At 73.6% G+C, this 17293-nt stretch carries 20 protein-coding genes; 11 read left to right on the top strand and 9 right to left on the bottom strand.

What is annotated here, in order from left to right:
- Window positions 1–76 precede the first annotated feature (76 nt).
- Window positions 77–727 (top strand): FMN-dependent NADH-azoreductase, encoded by a 651-nt coding sequence (locus M1D46_RS01070; RefSeq protein WP_456286318.1) that lies wholly within the window; start codon window positions 77–79, stop codon window positions 725–727.
- 42 nt (window positions 728–769) lie between these two features.
- Here the strand turns inward: M1D46_RS01070 and M1D46_RS01065 are convergent, their stop codons facing one another.
- Entirely contained in the window at window positions 770–1654 is an 885-nt protein-coding gene (locus M1D46_RS01065; protein ID WP_456286317.1) for a LysR family transcriptional regulator, read from the bottom strand.
- Between the two features lie 113 nt (window positions 1655–1767).
- On the opposite strand from M1D46_RS01065, the gene M1D46_RS01060 reads away from it, so the two are divergent.
- Window positions 1768–2703 (top strand): aldo/keto reductase, encoded by a 936-nt coding sequence (locus M1D46_RS01060; RefSeq protein WP_456286316.1) that lies wholly within the window; start codon window positions 1768–1770, stop codon window positions 2701–2703.
- A gap of 229 nt (window positions 2704–2932) precedes the next feature.
- Here M1D46_RS01060 and M1D46_RS01055 read toward each other — a convergent pair whose 3' ends face one another.
- From M1D46_RS01055 to M1D46_RS01040, 4 genes are all read right to left on the bottom strand, one after another.
- Entirely contained in the window at window positions 2933–3541 is a 609-nt protein-coding gene (locus tag M1D46_RS01055; protein WP_456286315.1) for an ATP-binding cassette domain-containing protein, read from the bottom strand.
- A 113-nt stretch (window positions 3542–3654) separates the two neighbouring features.
- Window positions 3655–4566 (bottom strand): ABC transporter permease, encoded by a 912-nt coding sequence (locus tag M1D46_RS01050; protein WP_456286314.1) that lies wholly within the window; start codon window positions 4564–4566, stop codon window positions 3655–3657.
- Window positions 4567–4569: 3 nt separating this feature from the next.
- Window positions 4570–5319 (bottom strand): molybdate ABC transporter substrate-binding protein, encoded by a 750-nt coding sequence (gene modA, locus M1D46_RS01045; RefSeq protein WP_456286313.1) that lies wholly within the window; start codon window positions 5317–5319, stop codon window positions 4570–4572.
- A complete protein-coding gene (locus M1D46_RS01040) occupies window positions 5316–5708 on the bottom strand; it encodes a TOBE domain-containing protein (protein ID WP_456286312.1) in 393 nt (130 codons plus the stop codon). The genes modA and M1D46_RS01040 overlap by 4 nt, the downstream gene beginning before the upstream one ends.
- A 95-nt stretch (window positions 5709–5803) precedes the next feature.
- Here M1D46_RS01040 and M1D46_RS01035 point away from each other — a divergent pair, with 95 nt between their 5' ends.
- The 3 genes from M1D46_RS01035 (at window position 5804) to M1D46_RS01025 (ending at window position 7871) form a co-directional block, all read left to right on the top strand.
- The gene (locus M1D46_RS01035; protein ID WP_282978882.1) at window positions 5804–6169 is read left to right on the top strand and encodes a hypothetical protein; all 366 of its coding nucleotides are present in this window, start codon (window positions 5804–5806) and stop codon (window positions 6167–6169) included.
- 69 nt (window positions 6170–6238) lie between these two features.
- Complete coding sequence (locus M1D46_RS01030) at window positions 6239–6805, top strand: NYN domain-containing protein (RefSeq protein ID WP_416383284.1); 567 nt, start codon at window positions 6239–6241, stop codon at window positions 6803–6805.
- A 49-nt stretch (window positions 6806–6854) separates the two neighbouring features.
- Window positions 6855–7871 (top strand): glycoside hydrolase family 43 protein, encoded by a 1017-nt coding sequence (locus M1D46_RS01025; RefSeq protein WP_456286311.1) that lies wholly within the window; start codon window positions 6855–6857, stop codon window positions 7869–7871.
- Here the strand turns inward: M1D46_RS01025 and M1D46_RS01020 are convergent.
- Complete coding sequence (locus M1D46_RS01020) at window positions 7858–8775, bottom strand: EamA family transporter (protein ID WP_456286310.1); 918 nt, start codon at window positions 8773–8775, stop codon at window positions 7858–7860. The genes M1D46_RS01025 and M1D46_RS01020 overlap by 14 nt on opposite strands.
- 73 nt (window positions 8776–8848) lie before the next feature.
- Here M1D46_RS01020 and M1D46_RS01015 point away from each other — a divergent pair, with 73 nt between their 5' ends.
- Window positions 8849–9784: a LysR family transcriptional regulator gene (locus M1D46_RS01015; protein WP_456286309.1), complete on the top strand. Its 936-nt coding sequence runs from the start codon at window positions 8849–8851 to the stop codon at window positions 9782–9784.
- A 9-nt stretch (window positions 9785–9793) separates the two neighbouring features.
- On the opposite strand, the gene M1D46_RS01010 is transcribed toward M1D46_RS01015, so the two are convergent.
- On the bottom strand, window positions 9794–11995 hold the full coding sequence (locus M1D46_RS01010) for a beta-L-arabinofuranosidase domain-containing protein (RefSeq protein ID WP_456286308.1): 2202 nt from the start codon (window positions 11993–11995) through the stop codon (window positions 9794–9796).
- A 139-nt stretch (window positions 11996–12134) separates the two neighbouring features.
- Here M1D46_RS01010 and M1D46_RS01005 point away from each other — a divergent pair, with 139 nt between their 5' ends.
- Window positions 12135–13145, top strand: coding sequence for a DNA topoisomerase IB (locus M1D46_RS01005; RefSeq protein WP_456286307.1), 1011 nt, complete (start codon window positions 12135–12137; stop codon window positions 13143–13145).
- Here the strand turns inward: M1D46_RS01005 and M1D46_RS01000 are convergent.
- Window positions 13132–13443: a hypothetical protein gene (locus tag M1D46_RS01000; protein ID WP_456286306.1), complete on the bottom strand. Its 312-nt coding sequence runs from the start codon at window positions 13441–13443 to the stop codon at window positions 13132–13134. The two genes, M1D46_RS01005 and M1D46_RS01000, sit on opposite strands and share 14 nt — an antisense overlap.
- A gap of 89 nt (window positions 13444–13532) precedes the next feature.
- On the opposite strand from M1D46_RS01000, the gene M1D46_RS00995 reads away from it, so the two are divergent.
- The 4 genes from M1D46_RS00995 to M1D46_RS00980 all read left to right on the top strand — a co-directional run bounded on the left by M1D46_RS00995 (window position 13533) and on the right by M1D46_RS00980 (window position 16326).
- A complete protein-coding gene (locus M1D46_RS00995; RefSeq protein ID WP_456286305.1) occupies window positions 13533–14123 on the top strand; it encodes a TetR/AcrR family transcriptional regulator in 591 nt (196 codons plus the stop codon).
- A gap of 121 nt (window positions 14124–14244) precedes the next feature.
- The gene (locus tag M1D46_RS00990; protein ID WP_456286304.1) at window positions 14245–14574 is read left to right on the top strand and encodes a hypothetical protein; all 330 of its coding nucleotides are present in this window, start codon (window positions 14245–14247) and stop codon (window positions 14572–14574) included.
- Window positions 14571–15089: a DUF1697 domain-containing protein gene (locus M1D46_RS00985; protein WP_456286303.1), complete on the top strand. Its 519-nt coding sequence runs from the start codon at window positions 14571–14573 to the stop codon at window positions 15087–15089. The genes M1D46_RS00990 and M1D46_RS00985 overlap by 4 nt, the downstream gene beginning before the upstream one ends.
- Window positions 15090–15330: 241 nt before the next feature.
- Window positions 15331–16326: a PHP domain-containing protein gene (locus M1D46_RS00980; protein ID WP_456286302.1), complete on the top strand. Its 996-nt coding sequence runs from the start codon at window positions 15331–15333 to the stop codon at window positions 16324–16326.
- Between the two features lie 7 nt (window positions 16327–16333).
- Here the strand turns inward: M1D46_RS00980 and M1D46_RS00975 are convergent, their stop codons facing one another.
- Window positions 16334–17260: a GlxA family transcriptional regulator gene (locus M1D46_RS00975; RefSeq protein ID WP_374727777.1), complete on the bottom strand. Its 927-nt coding sequence runs from the start codon at window positions 17258–17260 to the stop codon at window positions 16334–16336.
- Between the last annotated feature and the right edge of the window lie 33 nt (window positions 17261–17293).

Genomic DNA, 17293 nt, shown 5'->3' with positions numbered 1-17293 from the left:
GCCATCCTACCTGTGCTAATGTCCCGATAGCCGCTCTGCTTTTCAGAGTGCCTCATCGAACCTGATCGGAGCACCCATGACCCTCTTCCGCCTGGATGCGAGCATCCTCCCCGCAACCTCCGCCAGCCGCTCCCTCGGCGATCTCGTCGAGTCCGAGTGGAAGGCGGCGCACCCCGATGACGTCGTCGTGCGCCGCGACCTCGCCGCCGAGCCCGTCTCGTCCACCGTGTGGCAGAACGCCGTGACCGCGGGCTTCGCGCCCGAGGCCGATCGCACCGAGGAGCAGCGCGCAGCGCAGGCGCTCGCCCGCGCCTTCGCCGACGAGCTCATCGACGCCGACGCGCTGCTCTTCACCGTGCCGCTCTACAACTACGGCGTCTCGCAGCACTTCAAGACCTGGTTCGACGTCGCATACACCGACCCGCGCATCGACCCGCAGGGCACGGCGCTGCAGGGCAAGCCCGCGACGCTCGTGACCGTGCTGGGCGGCAACTACGCGCCCGGGACGCCCAAGGAGGGCTGGGACCACTCGACGGCGTGGCTGCGCCGCGTGCTCGAGGATGTCTGGGGCCTGGACCTCCGGGTCGTCCAGCGGCCGTTCACGCTCGTGGGCGTGAACCCCGCGCTCGACGCCTTCGCCGACGTCGCGGCGGACCTGCGGGCAGCGGCAGAGGACGCCGCCCGCGTCGCCGGTCGGGAGCTCGCGGAGTCCCTCCAGGCGGCGTGAGGTCGTGAGGAGGGGCGCCGTCGGGCGTCCCTCCTCACCGCGTCACCGCGCGGGTGCCGCCTGGGTCCGCACGAGCTCGAGCGCGAGGGCGGTGGCCGGCTCAGACGGACGCCGTGCGATCGCCGAGACGACCCACGGCGGCGCATCCGCGGGCATCGGCCGCACCGTGAGCGCCGCGGCCTCGGGCTTCGCCCCGACGTGCGCGGGCACGATCGCCGCGCCGAGGCCTCGGCGCACGAGGTCGATGAGCGTGTGGACGTCGCCGGTCGCGCACCGCACGCGCCGCGCGACGCCGCGCGCGCCGCAGACCGCGTCGTTGAGCGAGCGCACGGCCCACGACCCCTGGAAGTCCACGAAGTCGACGTCGTCGAGGTCGGCCCACGAGATGGGCTCCACGCCCGAGAGCGGATGGCCGGGCGGCGTCAGCAGGACGAGCGGCAGGCGACCGAGCTCCTCCCGGTGAAGCGAGCCGAGGTGCTCCGTCGCCGCGACGAGACCGAGGTCGAGGTCGCCCTCGCGGACCCGCGCGGCGAGCTCGTGCGACCCGGCCTGCGCGAACTCGAGCTCGACGAGGGGATGGCGCAGGTGGACCTGCTCGAGCAGGCCCGAGACATCCACGAGGCCGAGGCACTGCTCGGCGCCGATGCGCAGCCTCCCGGTCAGTTCCTCCGTTGCTCGCGCGACGGCGCCGCGCGCTGCGGACGCCTGCGCGAGCATCGAGCGCGCGTGCGGCAGGAGCGCGCGGCCGGCCGGCGTCGTCTCCACCCCGCGGGGCGAGCGCGTGAAGAGGTCCGTGCCGAGCTCGGCTTCGAGCGCCCGGATGGCCGCCGACAGGCCCGACTGCGAGATGCCGCAGACGGCGGCCGCGCGCGTGAACTGCTGCTCGTCGGCGAGGGTGACGAGGTACTCCATCTGGCGCAGATCCATCAGCACTTCTCCTTCTGGCGGGCATCTGCTCCAGTTGTTGGATTTCTGCCGCACCGCTCCCTATCGTAGGAGCGCCCGCGGCGCCGTCGCCGGGCGGCACCGGAAGGACACCCATGAAGACCGTCTCCCTCGGCCCCGGAGGCCAGCAGGCTCCCAACGTCATCGCGGGGCTCATGCGCATCTCCGACAAGACCGACGCGCAGATCCGCGAGCTCGTCGACACCGCCCGCGAGGCCGGCATCGACTTCTTCGACCACGCGGACATCTACGGCACCGAGCTGCACCAGTGCGAGCGCCGCTTCGCCGAGGCGATGCGCCTCACGCCGTCTGAGCGCGCCGAGCTCACGATCCAGACCAAGTGCGGCATCGTGCGCGAGGGGCCGTACTTCGACTTCTCGTACGAGCACATCGTCACGTCGGTCGAGGAGTCGCTGCGAGCTCTCGACACCGACTACATCGACGTGCTCCTCCTGCACCGCCCGGATGCGCTCGTCGAGCCCGACGAGGTCGCCCGCGCGTTCGACGAGCTCGAGGCTGCGGGCAAGGTGCGCGCGTTCGGCGTCTCGAACCACACGCCCCGTCAGATCGACCTGCTCAAGACGGCCGTGCGCCAGCCCATCGTCGCCAACCAGGTGCAGCTCTCGATCACGCATGCGCCGATCATCACGCAGGGCATCGCGGCCAACATGCTCGGCGTCGAGCAGTCGCAGGTGCTCGACGGCGGAGGGCTCGTCGAGTACAGCCGCATCAACGGCATCACGCTGCAGGCGTGGTCGCCCTTCCAAGCCGGCTTCTTCACCGGCGTGTTCCTCGGCTCGGAGGCGCACTCCGAGCTGAACGCCGTGATCGACCGCCTCGCCGCGCAGTACGGCGTCGAGCCGATCGCGATCGCGACGGCGTGGATCACCCGCCACCCCGCGGGCATCCAGGTCGTCCTCGGCACGACGACGCCGGCCAGGGTCGCGGCGGCCGCGCAGGGCAGCGACATCCCGCTCACGCGCGCCGAGTGGTACGAGCTCACCCGCGCGGCGGGCCACGTCGTCCCGTAGGGGCGGCCCGGCGGGCCTGCCGGGAGGCCGGGCGGGCCTGCCGGGCGGCCCGTCGCCAGGAGGATCACGCTTTCCCAGGACGGATACGGCAGAACCGTCCTGGGAAAGCGTGATCCTCCTGCTTTCAGGGTCGCGGGGTCGACGTCGGACCGGAGGTGGCGGCCGGTGTGTGCGGGTGCGGGTCGACGCGCAGGGCAGGTGGTGCCCGACCGGCGTGCGCCGGCGCACGTCAGCCGACGACGCGGCCCTCGGCCATCCGGATGGTGCGGTGCGCGAGGGCCGCGACGTCGTCGGGATCGTGACTGACGAGGATGGCCGTGCGCCCGGCGAGGACGCGCGCGAGGACCGTGCGCAGCTCGGGCCGGGCCGTCGTGTCGAGCGCGGTCGTCGGCTCGTCGAGCGCGAGGACGGACGGCTCGGCCGCGAGGGCCCGAGCCAGGGCGACCCGCTGCGCCTGCCCTCCGGAGAGGTCGGATGCGCGGCGCTCGGCGAGGTGCCGCACGCCGGTCTCGAGCAGCCAGCGCTCCGCGGCGTCGCGCGCGGCGGACCGCGACAGGCCCGACGCGCGCGGACCGAACGCGACGTTGTCCCGAACGGTGAGGTGCGGGAAGAGCAGGGTCTGCTGCGTCATGAGGGCGATGCCGCGTCGATGCGGCGGAACCCAGCGGCGTCCGTCTGCCAGGGGCGCCCCTTCGAGCACGACGGCGCCCGCGTCGGGGCGGATGAGCCCCGCGACGAGCTCGAGCGCGGTCGACTTGCCCGCGCCGTTCGGCCCCACGATCGCGACGGTCTCCCCGCGCGCGACGTCGAGGTCGACGGCGACCCCGCGGCCCGTCACCCGTGCGTGCACCTCGAGGAAGCGAGCGGCGTCATCCCGGCTCTGCCGCGTTTCCGGGCGGCCCGGCGTCGGTTCGCCGTGTTTCGGGGCGAACCCGGTGGAATCCTCCTCGGTCACGGCTGCCCCCTCCGTGGACGGTACGCCAGCACGACGCCGCAGATGGCGAGCACGATGAGCACGAGCGACAGCGCCACGGCCGAGGCGCTGTCGCTCTCCCGGACGAGATACACCTCGAGGGGAAGTGTGCGGGTGACGCCCTGCAGGCTCCCGGCGAAGGCGAGGGTCGCGCCGAACTCCCCGAGCGCACGGGAGAAGGAGAGAATGGCCCCCGAGAGGATGCCCGGCGCGATGAGCGGGAGCGTCACGCGCCACAGCACCCGCCCCGGCGATGCCCCCAGCGTCGCCGCGACCGCGGCGTAGCGCGTGCCGGCGGAGCGCAGCGCCCCCTCCACGCTCATCACGAGGAACGGCAGGGCGACGAACGTCTGGGCCATGACGACCGCCACCTCGGTGAACGGGATCTGGATCCCGAACGGCGTGAGCGCCTGCCCGACGAGCCCGCGGCGCCCGAACGCGTACAGCAGCGCGATGCCTCCGACGACCGGCGGCAGCACGAGCGGCACGAGTGCGAGCGCGCGCAGCGCCTTCAGCCCGGGGAAGCGCCCCCGCGCGAACACGGCCGCCATCGGAACGCCGATGAGCAGGCACAGCGCGGTCGAGACGAGGGCCGTCCGCAGGCTCAGCGCGAGGGCGTCGCGCGCGGCCGCCCCGGCCAGCAGGTGCCAGAAGTCGCCCCACTCCGCGCGCAGCACGAGGGCGGCGAGGGGCACGAGGATGAGCGCGAGCCCCAGCGCGGCCGGAATCCACAGCCAGCGCGGCAGATCGGTGGCGATCGGCCGCGACGCCCGAGCGGATGGCCGCGCCGCCCGAGCGGGCCGCCCCGCCCGAGCGGATGGCCGCGCCGCCGCGACCTCGGGCGGTCGCGGGGCGCGGGCCGCCGCGTCTCTCTCCTCGTGCTCGACCATCCGCTAGTCCGCCGGGAGGAAGCCCGCGTCGGCGAGGACGCGCTGCGCGGGGTCGTCGAGGACGAAGTCGACGAACGCGCGAGCGAGCGCCGGGTCGGGGGCGCCGTCGAGCGCCGCGATGGGGTAGTCGTTCACGGCGGCATCGGGCGCGTCGACCGGCACGCCCTCGACCGCGTCGCCCGCACGGCGGACGTCGGTGGCGTAGACGACGCCCGCGTCCGCCTCGCCCGAGGTCACCTTGCCGAGCACATCCGTCACGGCGTTCTCCTCGCTCGCAGGGTCGACCGCGACGTCGAGCGCCCGCTCGACCTCGGCCGTCGCGCGCCCGCACGGGACGACGACCGCGCACACCACGACGACCACGTCGTCGCGCGCGAGATCCGCGAATCCCCGGATGTCGGCCGGATTGCCCGCGGGCACGGCGATCTCGAGGGCGTTGCGCGCGAACACTGCCGGCTCGTCGGCGGCGTGCTGCGCGACGGATTCCATGGTCGCCGTGTCGGCCGAGGCGAACACCGCGGCGGGCGCTCCCTCGGCGATCTGCGTCGCGAGACCCGCCGACCCGTCGAAGCTCAGGCTGACCGAGACGCCCGGATGCGCCTCCTCGAATGCGTCGGCGATCTCGGTGAAGACCTCGGTGAGCGACGCCGCGGCGAAGACGTGAAGCTCCTGACCCGCGGTCGGCGGCGCAGCGCAGCCGGACAGCGCGAGCGCGACCGCAGCCGCGACGGCTGCGCGCGCCCGCCGTCTCACGGCGTCTCCACGAGGACGGTCGTGGCCTTGACGACGGCCACCGCGATCGATCCCGGCTCGAGGCCGAGCTCGCGCACCGCCTCCGTGCTCATGAGCGACACGACGCGGTGCGGTCCGCACTGCAGCTCGACCTGGCTCATGACGGTGTCGCTCGTGACGGCCGTGACGAGTCCCGTGAAGCGGTTGCGGGCGGAGCGGCCCCCGGAGAGCGGATCTTCGGGGGCGTCGGCATGCGACCGCGCGAATGCGGCGAGCTCGGCTCGGTCGATGACCCGGCGGCCCGCGTCGTCGCGGTGCGCCGCGAGCGCGCCCGCCGCGATCCAGCGTCGGATGGTGTCGTCGCTCACGCCGAGCAGGTGGGCGGCGTCGCGGACGCGGATGTCGGGCATGCGCTTCTCGATTCGCAGATGCGGATGGTCTGGGTCGATTCTGCCGCAGATGCGGCATGCATGGGCGTCCAAGGTCGAGCGGCTACCGTCGTCGCATGCGCCGACTCGCCATCCTCCCGCTCCTCGCCGTGGGCCTGCTCGCCGGCTGCGCACAGGCCGCCGACATCGCCGGCGACGCCCTCGGCGTCCCGGTCGACGAGATCTGCACGACCGCCGACGCCGCCTACGCGCAGTACCAGGCGATCCTCGAGCAGGGCGACGTGACCGCGGAGCAGGCCGACGTCGCGCGCGACGACCTCGTCGCGACCCTCGAGCGGCTCGCGGATGACGTGGGCGGCCAGCCGGGGGAGCTCATCCGCGCGAACGCCGAGCAGCTGTCGCAGGTGAGCGATCTCACGGCGCCCGAGACGGTCGAGGCCGTCGAGCAGGCCAAGGGCGCGCTCGCGACCCTCTGCGGCTGAGCCGCCCCGCGCCCTCGTAGGATCGGACGAGGCCCCGCCACCTCGACGGCGCCGGATGGGGAGGCGCGCATGCGCGTGAGCGGTGAAGACGTGACCTGGGTGCTCGTCGACGGCGAGAACATCGACGCGACGCTGGGGACGTCGATCATCGGGCGACGGCCGCAGCCGGATGAGCGGCCTCGGTGGGACCGGCTCGTCTCGTTCGCGGCGCGGCAGTGGAACCAGCGCGCACGCGGCGTGTTCTTCATCAACGCCTCGTCCGTCATCCCGCAGAGCTTCGTCCAGGCGCTCAAGGCGATGGACTACGAGGTCGTGCTCCTCGCAGGCGCCCCCGACGAGAAGGTCGTCGACATCGCGATCCAGCGCACCCTGCGGGCCCTGGCTGACCGCGACGACGACGTGATGCTCGTGAGCCACGACGGGGACTTCCTCGACGACGTCGCTGCGCTCATCGGCGGCGATCGGCGCGTCGGGATCGTCGCGTTCAACGAGTTCCGCAACGCGGGGTATGCGACCCTGCCCGGCCTGCAGCGATTCGACCTCGAGTACGACGCCGCGGTGTTCGACGCGCAGCTCCCGCGCCTTCGCGTCATCCCGATCGACGAGTTCGACCCCGCGAGCTTCCTCGGCGCGTAGGGCCGAGCCCGGGGTCGCGGCGGTGGCCGTCCCTTGGTATCGTGCAGTTGTGCAACGTTGTAAATTCTCCTCGTACCTCTTCGTCCACTTCACGGGCGAAGACGACGATGCGGCCGAGCAGGTCCACTTCGCAGTGAGCGACGGCGCCTCCCTGAGCGACTGGGACCTGCTGGCGGACGGCGCGCCCGTGCTCACGTCGGAGCTCGGCACGCGGGGCGTGCGCGACCCGTTCCTGCTCCGCAAGGAGGACGGCGGGTTCGTGATCCTCGCGACCGATCTCAAGGTGCACGGGGCCGGCGGCTTCGGTGCGGGGCAGGAGAACGGCAGCACCGACATCCTCGTCTGGGAGTCGGATGACCTCGTGACCTGGACAGGCCCGCGTGCGGTCTCGGTGATGGGCGCCGAGGCCGGCAACGTGTGGGCCCCGGAGGCCGTCTGGAGCGCGGAGCACGGCGCCTACCTCGTCTACTGGGCCTCGAACCTCTACCCCGAGGGCGGCGAGCGCCGGGCCGCCGACAGCTACAACCGGATGATGATCGCGCAGACGGCCGACTTCGCGACCTTCTCGGAGCCGCGCGTGTGGATCGACGTGCGCCGGGGGCCCGGGTACGGGACGATCGACTCGACCCTCGCGCGCGACGGCGCCCACTGGTACCGCTTCACGAAGGACGAGGAGCCCGGCACCATGCACGTGTTCGCCGAGCGCGGCGACGACGTGCTGCGCCCGACCGAGGGGCGCATCGGCTCGGCGTGGGAGCTGCTCGCCGAGGGGATCGGCAGCGACGTCATCTCGCACGGCGAGGGGCCGATCATCGTCCGCTCGCTCGACGAGCGCTCGTGGCTGCTCTTCATCGACTGGCCGCCCTACGGCGGCGGCACGGGCTACCGCGTCTTCGAGAGCGCAGACCTCGCGGATGGCACGTGGACGCCGAGCGCGCACGCGGTTCCGCCGCGCTTCCGGCACGGCTCGGTCGTGCCGATCACGGCGGAGGAGCGGGAGCGCCTGCTCGCGGCCTGGCCGTCGCGTCGCGTCACGACGGCGGAGCCCGCGGTCAGTCGCGGATGACCGGGATCGCCCCGGTGAGGGCGGATCCGGGTGCGTCCTCGCTCGCCCGCCGCGCCGCGAGGGCGGTGCCGACGCTCGCGGCGACGACGAGCGCGATCGCGGCGATCCGCAGCGGGCTCATCGCCTGAGCGAGGAGCAGCCATCCGGCCGCCGTCGCGATGACGGGCTCGAGGCTCAGGAGCACTCCGAACACGCGCTGCGGAAGCCGCCGCAGCGCCATGAGCTCGAGCGCGTACGGGATGACCGAGGCGAGGAGCGCCGTCCCGACGGCGAGCACGAGGAGGTGCGGCTCCGCGACCACCTCGACCGCCGCCGGCACGCCGAAGGGCAGCAGCGCGGTCGAGGCGATGACGAGCGCGACCGCGAGCCCGCCCATCCCCGGGACGAGCTGGCCGACGCGCGCGCTCGTGCGGATGTAGAGGGCCCAGAACCCGGCGGCGACGAGCGCGAACACCACGCCGGCTCCATCCAGAGGGACGCCGATGGCGCTGTCGACACCCAGGAGCGCCATGCCGACGAGGGCGACGCCGACCCACGCGAAATCGAGGGCGCGTCGCGTGAGCACGGCCGCGAGCACGAGCGGGCCGAGGAACTCGATCGCGACCGCGGTGCCCAGCGGGATCCGCTCGAGCGAGGCGTAGAAGGAGCCGTTCATGGCCGCGAGGGAGAGGCCGTACGCGGCCACCCATCCCCACTGCTCGCGGGTCCAGGTGCGCACGCGCGGGCGCACCGCCGCGCACAGGATGAGCGCCGCGATCGAGAGGCGCAGCGCCGTCACGCCCCACGTCCCCAGCTCGGGGAAGAGCTGCACGGCGAGCGCCGCGCCGAACTGCAGCGACGTGCACGAGCCGATGACGAGGGCGATCGAGGCGGCCATCCCCCGAGGGCGGATCCGGGTGAGCATGCCTCCAGTCTCGCTGGAGGCCGCTGGTCAATCCAGCAACCGTTTCTTAGCAAAAAGCGTAAGGTGACCTGATGTGTTGAACGTCGCGCGCCTCCGCCTTCTGAGCGAGCTCAGCCGCCGCGGAACGATTGCCGAGACGGCGCGGGCGCTCGCATACACGCCGTCGGCGGTGTCGCAGCAGCTCGCTCAGCTCGAGCGGGAGACTGGCGTGCAGCTGCTCGAGCGCGTCGGGCGCGGCGTGCGGCTGACCGGCGATGCGCTCGCCCTCGTGGCGCATGCGGATGCCGTCTTCGCGCGGCTCGAGGAGGCCGAGGCCGAGCTGACCGCCGCGCAGAGCACGCTGCGGGGGCGGCTGCGCGTGGCCTCGTTCCAGAGCATCGTGCTCGCGCTCGCGCCGATGGCGCTCGAGCTGCTCGCCGGGCGCCATCCCGAACTCGATGTCGCCATCGCCCAGCGCGACCACGGCCCGGCCTACGACGCGCTGCTCTCGCACGAGTTCGACGTCATCATCGGCGAGGAGTACCCCGGCATCCCCGAGGTGGTCCGCGACGGCGTCGATCGCGCCGAGCTCCTCGTCGACCCGCTCGGCCTCGCCCTGCCGGCGGAAGGGCGGCTCTCGCGGAGGCCGCGTCGCCTCGCGGAGCTCCGAGACGCGCCGTGGGTGCTCGATCCGGCCGACACCCCGACCGGCGCCTGGGGCAGGGCGCAGTGCCGCGGCGCCGGCTTCGAGCCCGTCGTGCGCTTCGAGAGCACGGACCCGCTTCTGCACGCGCACGTCGTCCGGATGGGGCAGGCCGTCGGGTTCCTCCCCGCGCTGCTCGGCGAGCCGCACCTCGCCGGCACGCAGCTCGTGAGCCTGCCCGGCGAGCCGCACCGCGTGCTCTACACCGCCGTCCGCTCGGGTCGCGCGGGGCATCCCGCCGTGCGCGCGTTCCGGTCGGCCCTCGTCGACGCGCTCGCGGCGCGGCACCCCGCCGCTCCCGTCTGGAGCGCGGCGCTGGCCGAGTAGGACCCGGGCTCAGCGCAGGAGGCGCGCCGAGACCACGCCCGGGGCGGGAGCACCGTCGACGGGAGAGAGGCTGATCCGCGTGCCGGGCGACGGCGGCGCCATGACGACCTCGAGCGATGTCGCGCCGGGCGCGAGGCGCTCCTCGACGGCGAGCTGCTCGCCGACGCGCACCGCGATCGCCGTCGCCTCGGCGGATGGCCGCAGCTCGAGGCGCAGGCGACGCGACTGCCACGCGGGGTCGCGGAGCTCGATCGAGACGCCGGTTCCGAGCTCGCGCCAGTGCGCGTCGCCCTCGACGCCGACGGTCGAGCCGTCGCCCGAGAAGGCGTGGTCGGACTCGGGCTGCTGCTCGCCAAACGCCACGGCATCGACGGTCGCCGCGTCGATCGCGAGCCGACCGTCCTGGGCGAGGAGCTCGTCCCTGCGGCCGGGGCCGTCGGCGACCGGCCAGTAGACGGTGTACCGGCTGTCGTGGATGCCCGCGAACGGCTCGAGGTCGACGGCGCCCGCCGGGTCGTCCGTCTCGAGCCGGAAGCGCAGCGGGCCGACCTGGGCGACCGCGTCGGCGCCCTCCGCGACGAGCGGCAGGTCGGCGAACGGGAGCAGCGGGCCCGACGCGATGTGGCCCATCCGGCTGTCGTCGGCGACGAGCCCGTCGAGCCCGTCCTCCCCCGCGCGCGCGGCGAGGACGACGGGCCCCGCGAGGTAGGCCTGCCACGGCGACCCGTCGGGCAGGCGCTCCGCACGCAGGGCGAGGGGCACGCGGAAGACGATCTCGTCGCCGTCCGCCCAGGTCCGCGTGATCCGCACGGCGCCGTCCTCCGCGGTCGCCTCCGCGTCATCGCCGTTCACGCGGAGGTCGCGGAGTCCGTCGCTCCAGCCCGGCACGCGCAGGCGCAGCGCGAACGCGCGCGCGCCATCCGCCTCCACCGCGATCCGCACCTGCTCGTCGGCGGGGAAGTCCGTCGTCATGCGCAGCCGGACGCCGAACTCGGATGCGTCGAGGTCGGCGGGTGCGAAGAGGTTGACGGCGAGCGCGTCGCCCTCCTGTCCGAAGATCCACTCGCCGTACCGGGCCTGCATCTCCATGCCCGTGCCGACGCAGCACCAGAAGCATTGGTCGGGCTGCGAGTAGACGCGGTAGTGGCGGGGGCGCATCGGCGTGAAGTAGACGAACCCGCCGCGCTCGGGATGCTGCGCCGAGAGCACGTGGTTGAAGAGCGCGCGCTCGGCGAAGTCGAGGTGGGCGGGATCGAGCTCGGCCTCGGCGAGGGCGCGCGTGAGCTTCAGCATGTTGTAGGTGTTGCAGGTCTCCGGCCCCTCGCGGTCCTCGATCATCGGCGCGAAGTCGTCCGGCGCGTGGAAGTGCTCGCGCACGCTGTTGCCGCCGATCGCGACCGTGCGCCGCTCGACGACCGTGCGCCAGAACGCGGCGGCCGCCGCGCGCTCGCCGGCGACCGCGTAGCCCACGGCCTTCGGGATCTGCGTGTTCGCGTGGCGCCCGGTCAGATCGTCTCGCCCCTCGCGGAGGGGGTCGAGGATGGCGCGGTGCGCGAAGCGACGGGCCATCGCCGCGAGGTCGTCGCGTCCGGTGAGCGCCGCGAGCTCCGCGAAGGCCTCGTTCATGCCGCCGAACTCGGTGTCGAGCATGGCCTCGAAGGCCGCGTCGTCGATGCCGTCGGCGATGTCGAGCCACCAGTCCGCGAGTCGGACGGCGATGTCGAGCGCGCGCTCGTCGCCGCCGACGACGTGTGCGTCGATGAGCCCCTGGAACGTCTTGTGGAGGTTGTACCAGGGCACCCAGTGCCCGCTCGATGCGAGCGCCCGGGCCGCCGCCACGCCGCCGTCGCGGAGCCCCGCGAAGAGCTGCTCGCCGCCGGGCACGCCGCCGACCCACCCCGTGCCGCGCGCCTCCTGCGCACGCGCGAGCTCGCCCACGACGTAGCGGAGTCGGCGAAGGGCCTCGGGATGGCCCGTCGCCGCGTGCAGGTGGGCGAGGGCCGAGAGCCAGTGCCCCGCGGTGTGCCCGTCGAGCCCTGCATCCTCCCAGTTGCCGTACGAGCGGTCGCGCGGCTCGAGGCCCGCCTCGCGCAGGAAGGGCGCGAGCAGCCGGTCGGCGTCGAGCGAGAGCACGTAGTCGAGGTCGACGCGCAGCGCGTCGGCGAACGGGCCGGCGGTCACGCGCACCGCGCGGGCAGGGAAGAACTTCATCGTGGCTCCCGGGAGGCAGAAAGGGCGTCGAGTGTCGAGCGTAGGGCTACGACGTTGGAAAGCCCAACATCCGCGACCCTCTCCGGAGGCGCTGTCAAGGCCTGACGGGCGGCGGATGCCGTCGGGCAGACTCGACCGCATGCCCCGGCTCCGACGCACCTCTCCCCAGGAGCCGGGTTGGACGCGGCGCCGCTCCGGCCGCGGATTCGTCTACCTCGATGCCGACGGCGAGCGGCTGCCCGCGGAGGAGGTCGCCCGCATCCGCGCGCTGGCCATCCCGCCCGCATGGCGCGACGTCTGGATCACGCCCCACCCCAACGGGCACCTGCAGGCCGTCGGCACCGACGACGCGGGGCGCCGGCAGTACCTGTACCACCCGCAGTGGCGTGCGCGCCGCGATGCCCAGAAGTTCGACCGCGTGCTCGACTTCGGCGTCGCGCTGGGCCGTGCGCGCCCGGCCATCCTCGGCGAGCTCGGGCTCGACGGCATGCCGCTCGAGCGCGCGTGCGCGACCGCCGTGCGGCTGCTCGACCTGGGCTGCTTCCGGATCGGCGACGACGTGTACGCCGACCGGCACGGCAGCTTCGGGCTCACGACCCTCGAGCGCGCGCATGTGCGGCGGACCGGCGACGCCCTCGTCTTCCGCTTCATGGGCAAGTCGGGCGTCGCGCACCGCATCGAGATCGCGGATGCCCCCGTCGTCGCGGCGATCGAGAGCATGAGGCGGCGACGCGACGGCGAGCCCGCGCTCCTGGCGTACCGGGAGGCGGGCGGATGGCGGCGCCTCACGCCCGCGATCGTCAACGACTACGTGCGCGCGTCGACGGGGGCCGACGCGACCGCGAAGGACTTCCGCACATGGCACGCGACGGTGCTCGCGGCCGCGCGCCTCGCCGAGCGCGGGCTCGACCTCGACGAGGGCGCGAGCGCGACGAAGCGCCGCCGCGCGGTGACCGCGACCATGCGCGATGTCGCCGAGTTCCTCGGCAACACCCCGACGATGGCGCGGACCTCGTACGTCGATCCGCGCGTCGTCTCGGCGTTCGACGAGGGGCGCACGATCGCGGCGGCCGTGCGTCGGCGCCATGCCGACGCCGACGCGCGGCAGGTCGCGCTCGAGCGCGCGACGCTCCGGCTCATCCGCGGCTGACGACCTCGGGGGACGTCGCGGGAGCGGTGGCCGGTGCGGCCGGTGCGGCCTGGGCGGTCGGGTCCGCCGTCGCGGCGCGGCGCGCGCTGATCGCCATCCAGGCGCGCATCAGCTGCGGGACGACGAGGTACACCGCGAGCGGCACGACGACGACCGTGAGTGCGAGCGAGCGGAGGACGGGCGGCCAGGTCTCGCTGAACGGCGCGATGGCGTAGAGGCCGATCGTGACGAGCGGGAAGATCGCGAGCCACGTGATGACGGCGCGGACGTGGACGGAGGGCGGGGTGGGCGCGGGCATGGCATCTCACTTTCCAACTGACTGGTTGGGAACAGTGAACCACGTTCCGACGCCGAAGGCAACTGTTCGGTTGGGAATAGGATGGGCGGATGGCCTACACCCCGGAGGAGACGCGGCGACGCCTGCTCGAGGCGGCCGTCGACGAGTTCAGCGCGCACGGTCTCGCCGGGGCGCGCGTGGACCGGATCGCACGTGCCGCCGGGGTGAACAAGGAGCGCATCTACGCGCACTTCGGCGACAAGGAGGCGCTCTTCGGCGCGGCGCTCGAGAGCGAGCTGCTCGCGGTCATCCACGCCGTCCCGATCGAGGGCGAGGGCGCCGAGGCGGTGCTGCGGTATGTCGAGGCCGTCTTCGACTACCACGCCGCGCATCCCCAGCTCTCGCGCCTGCTCGCGTGGGAGGGCCTCGAGCGCGAGACTCCGGTCGCGTTCGAGGCGCGCTCCGAGGCCCACCGGCGCAAGGTCGCTCAGCTGCGCAGGACCCTTCCCGCCCTCGACGACGCGGCCGCCGCCGAGCTGCTCCTCACGATCGTGACCCTCGCCGACGGCTGGCAGGTGTTCCGCTCGGTGGACCGGCTGTACGTGGGCGATGCCGCCGACCGCCCCGAGCGCGTCGCGGCGCGACGCGCCTTCGTCGTCCGCACGGTGGGCGCGCTTCTGGAGTCGCTCGTCGGCTCATAGGGTCGCGGCTCGTGCACAGGCCACGCCTCGCGTGTGGCGACGCCGACGACCTCCGCAGGTGCGGCTCCCGATCGCCGCTCGTGACAATGTCGTCGGGCCGGTTCAGACTGGAGGAGTGCAGATGAGCGAGCCGCAGGTGTGGGTCTTCATGGCCCTCTTCGCGACGTTCGCGTTCGCGACGCTCGGGATCATCTCGACGAACTTCACCCGCATCCTGCGCGCCGAGATCGGCGGCCTGCGCGGTGAGATCGACGGTCTGCGCGGCGAGATGAACGCGCGGTTCGACGCGTCGAACGCGCGCCTCGACGCGACCAACGCTCGGCTGAACGCCGAGTTCGCCGGTCTGCGGGCGGAGATGAACGCGCGGTTCGACGCCGTCCACACGAAGATCGACCATCTCGACTCGGACGTCACGGCCCTCACCCGCCGGGTGATGGGCGAGGCGGGATGACCGACTTCGTCGCCCTGCTCCGCGGCGTCAACGTGGGCGGGATCACCGTGCGCTCGGCCGACCTGCGCGCGCTGTTCGTCGAGCTGGGCTTCGCCGATGCGCGCACGTTCCTCGCAAGCGGCAACGTGCGCTTCACCGCCGAGGAGGACCGCGCGACCCTCAAGCGGCGGATCGAGCGGGCGCTCGGGGAGAGGTTCGGCTACGAGGCGTGGATCGTGCTGGCCACCTGCGATGAGCTGCGAGCCGCCCTCGCCGCCTTCCCGTTCGATGCGTCCGACCCCGATCGCCAGCCGTACATCGTCTTCGGCGCCGACGCCGAGGCGCGCGACGCCGTGCTCGCGCTCGCGGCGGAGGCCCCCGACGACCCGGTGGCGGAGGGCCCCGGCGTCGTCTACTGGAACCCGCCGAAGGGCGCGAGCGTGTCGACGGCGTTCGCGAAGGAGCTCGCCAGGCCGCGCTGGAAGGCCGTGACGACGACGCGGAACATCCGGACGGTCGAGAAGATCGTCGCCTGAGCCGCCGCCCGCGAGCCGGGCCCGGAAACAGCCGAACGGGCCCGCTGTGCGTCAGGCCCGTTCGGAAGGTATGGCGGACGAGGTGGCGGTGCGAGCGTCAGCCCCGTCGAATACCCTCACAGCGTCTCCCGGATGGCGCGCGGGCGACAGCGGCGTGATGGACAGCGTCCGCAAGGATCTCGCCATCCCTGCTCGTCGTGCGGCCGTGCCGTCGTCGATCCCGCGCGGCAGACTGGCAGCCATGGACCCGCTCGACGCGCTCGCCGAGATCGCCTACCTGCTCGAGCGCGAGCGGTCGTCGCGCTACAAGTCGAAGGCGTTCCGCACCGCGGCCGATGTCGTGGCGGGTCTCTCGCCCGAGGAGCTGCGCGATGCGGCGCGGCTGCGGCGTCGGCAGGGGATCGGCGAGTCGACCTTCCGCGTCATCCAGGAAGCGCTCGCGGGCGAGGTGCCGGCATACCTCGCCGATCTGCGCGAGCGCACAGGGGGCGCCGGCCGCAGCGCCCTCCGCGGCCTCCTGCGCGGCGACCTCCACAGCCACTCCGACTGGTCGGATGGCCTCACCCCGATCGACCTCATGGTCGCGGCGGCCCGGCGGCTGGGCCACGAGTACCTCGCGCTCACCGACCACTCGCCCCGCCTCACGGTGGCGAACGGGCTCTCGGCCGAGCGGCTCGAGCGGCAGCTCGAGGTCGTCGCGACGCTCTCGGACGAGGGGTTCACGCTCCTGAGCGGCATCGAGGTCGACATCCTCGACGACGGCGCGCTCGATCAGGACGACGCCCTGCTCGCGCGCCTCGACGTCGTCGTGGCGAGCGTGCACTCGAGACTGCGGATGGACGCCGCGAGCATGACCCGCCGCATGCTCGGCGCCATCCGCAACCCCCGCACGCGCGTGCTCGGCCATTGCACGGGGCGGCTCGTCGAGGGCGCACGCGGCACGAGGCCGCCCTCCGCGTTCGACGCGCACGCGGTCTTCGCGGCATGCGCCGAGCACGACGTCGCGGTCGAGATCAACGCGCGCCCCGAGCGCCAGGATCCGCCGGACGAGCTCATCGCCCTCGCGCTCGAGCAGGGATGCCTGTTCTCGATCGACAGCGACGCGCACGCCCCCGGGCAGCTCTCGCTGCTCGACTACGGAGCAGAACGGGCCGAGCGCGCGGGCGTCCCGCCCGAGCGCATCGTCACGACGTGGCCCCTCGAGCGGCTGCGGGCGTGGCTCGAGCGCACCGCGTGAGCGCGGGCTACTCGCCCTGCGTGAACGTCCGCCGGTAGTCGGTCGGGGTCGTCCCGAGGATCCGCTGGAAGTGCAGGCGCAGGTTCGCTCCCGTGCCGAGCCCGACATCCGCCGCGATCTGCTCGACGCTCCGCTCGGATCTCTCCAGCAGCTCGCGCGCGAGGTCGATCCGCGCGCGCATGATCCACTGCATCGGCGTGTAGCCGGTGTCCTCGACGAACCGGCGCGAGAAGGTCCGCGGCGAGACCGCGGCGTGCCGCGCGAGCACCTCGAGGGTGAGCGGGTCGCCGAGGCGGTGCAGCGCCCACTCGCGGGTCGCCGCGAACCGCTCGCCGATGGGCTCGGGCACGCTGCGCGGCACGTACTGCGCCTGGCCTCCGCTGCGATACGGCGCGGCGACGAGCCGCCGTGCGGCATGATTCGACGCGGCGACGCCCAGGTCGGAGCGGAGGATGTGCAGGCACAGGTCGATCCCCGACGCCGCGCCCGCCGAGGTGAGGACGCTGCCCTCGTCGACGAACAACACGTTCTCGTCGACGCGGACACGCGGGTGCCGACGCGCGAGCGCGCGCGTGTAGTGCCAGTGGGTGGTCGCGCGGCGTCCGTCGAGGAGGCCGGTCGCCGCGAGCGCGAACGCCCCCGTGCTGATCGCGGCCAGGCGCGCTCCGCGCGCGTGGGCCGCGATGAGCGCCTCGACGACCGCCGCGGGCGGATCGTCCTGGTCGGGGGAACGGTAGCCCGGGATGAAGACGATGTCGGCCCACTCGAGCGCCTCGAGCCCGTGGGCGACGTGATACGAGAGGCCGTCGCCGCCCGTGACGAGACCGGGTGCGGGGCCGCAGACGCGCACCTCGTACGGCATGCTCGCGCGGGTCGTGAAGACCTGCGCGGGGATGCCGACGTCGAGCGGCTTCGCGCCCTCGAGCACGATCACCGCGACGCGGCGCAGCTCGGACCGCGGGGGAGA

The sequence above is a fragment of the Microbacterium sp. JZ70 genome (assembly GCF_053903225.1).
The sequence above is the reverse complement of the archived record's forward strand: the minus strand, read 5'-3'. Positions and strand labels throughout refer to the sequence as shown.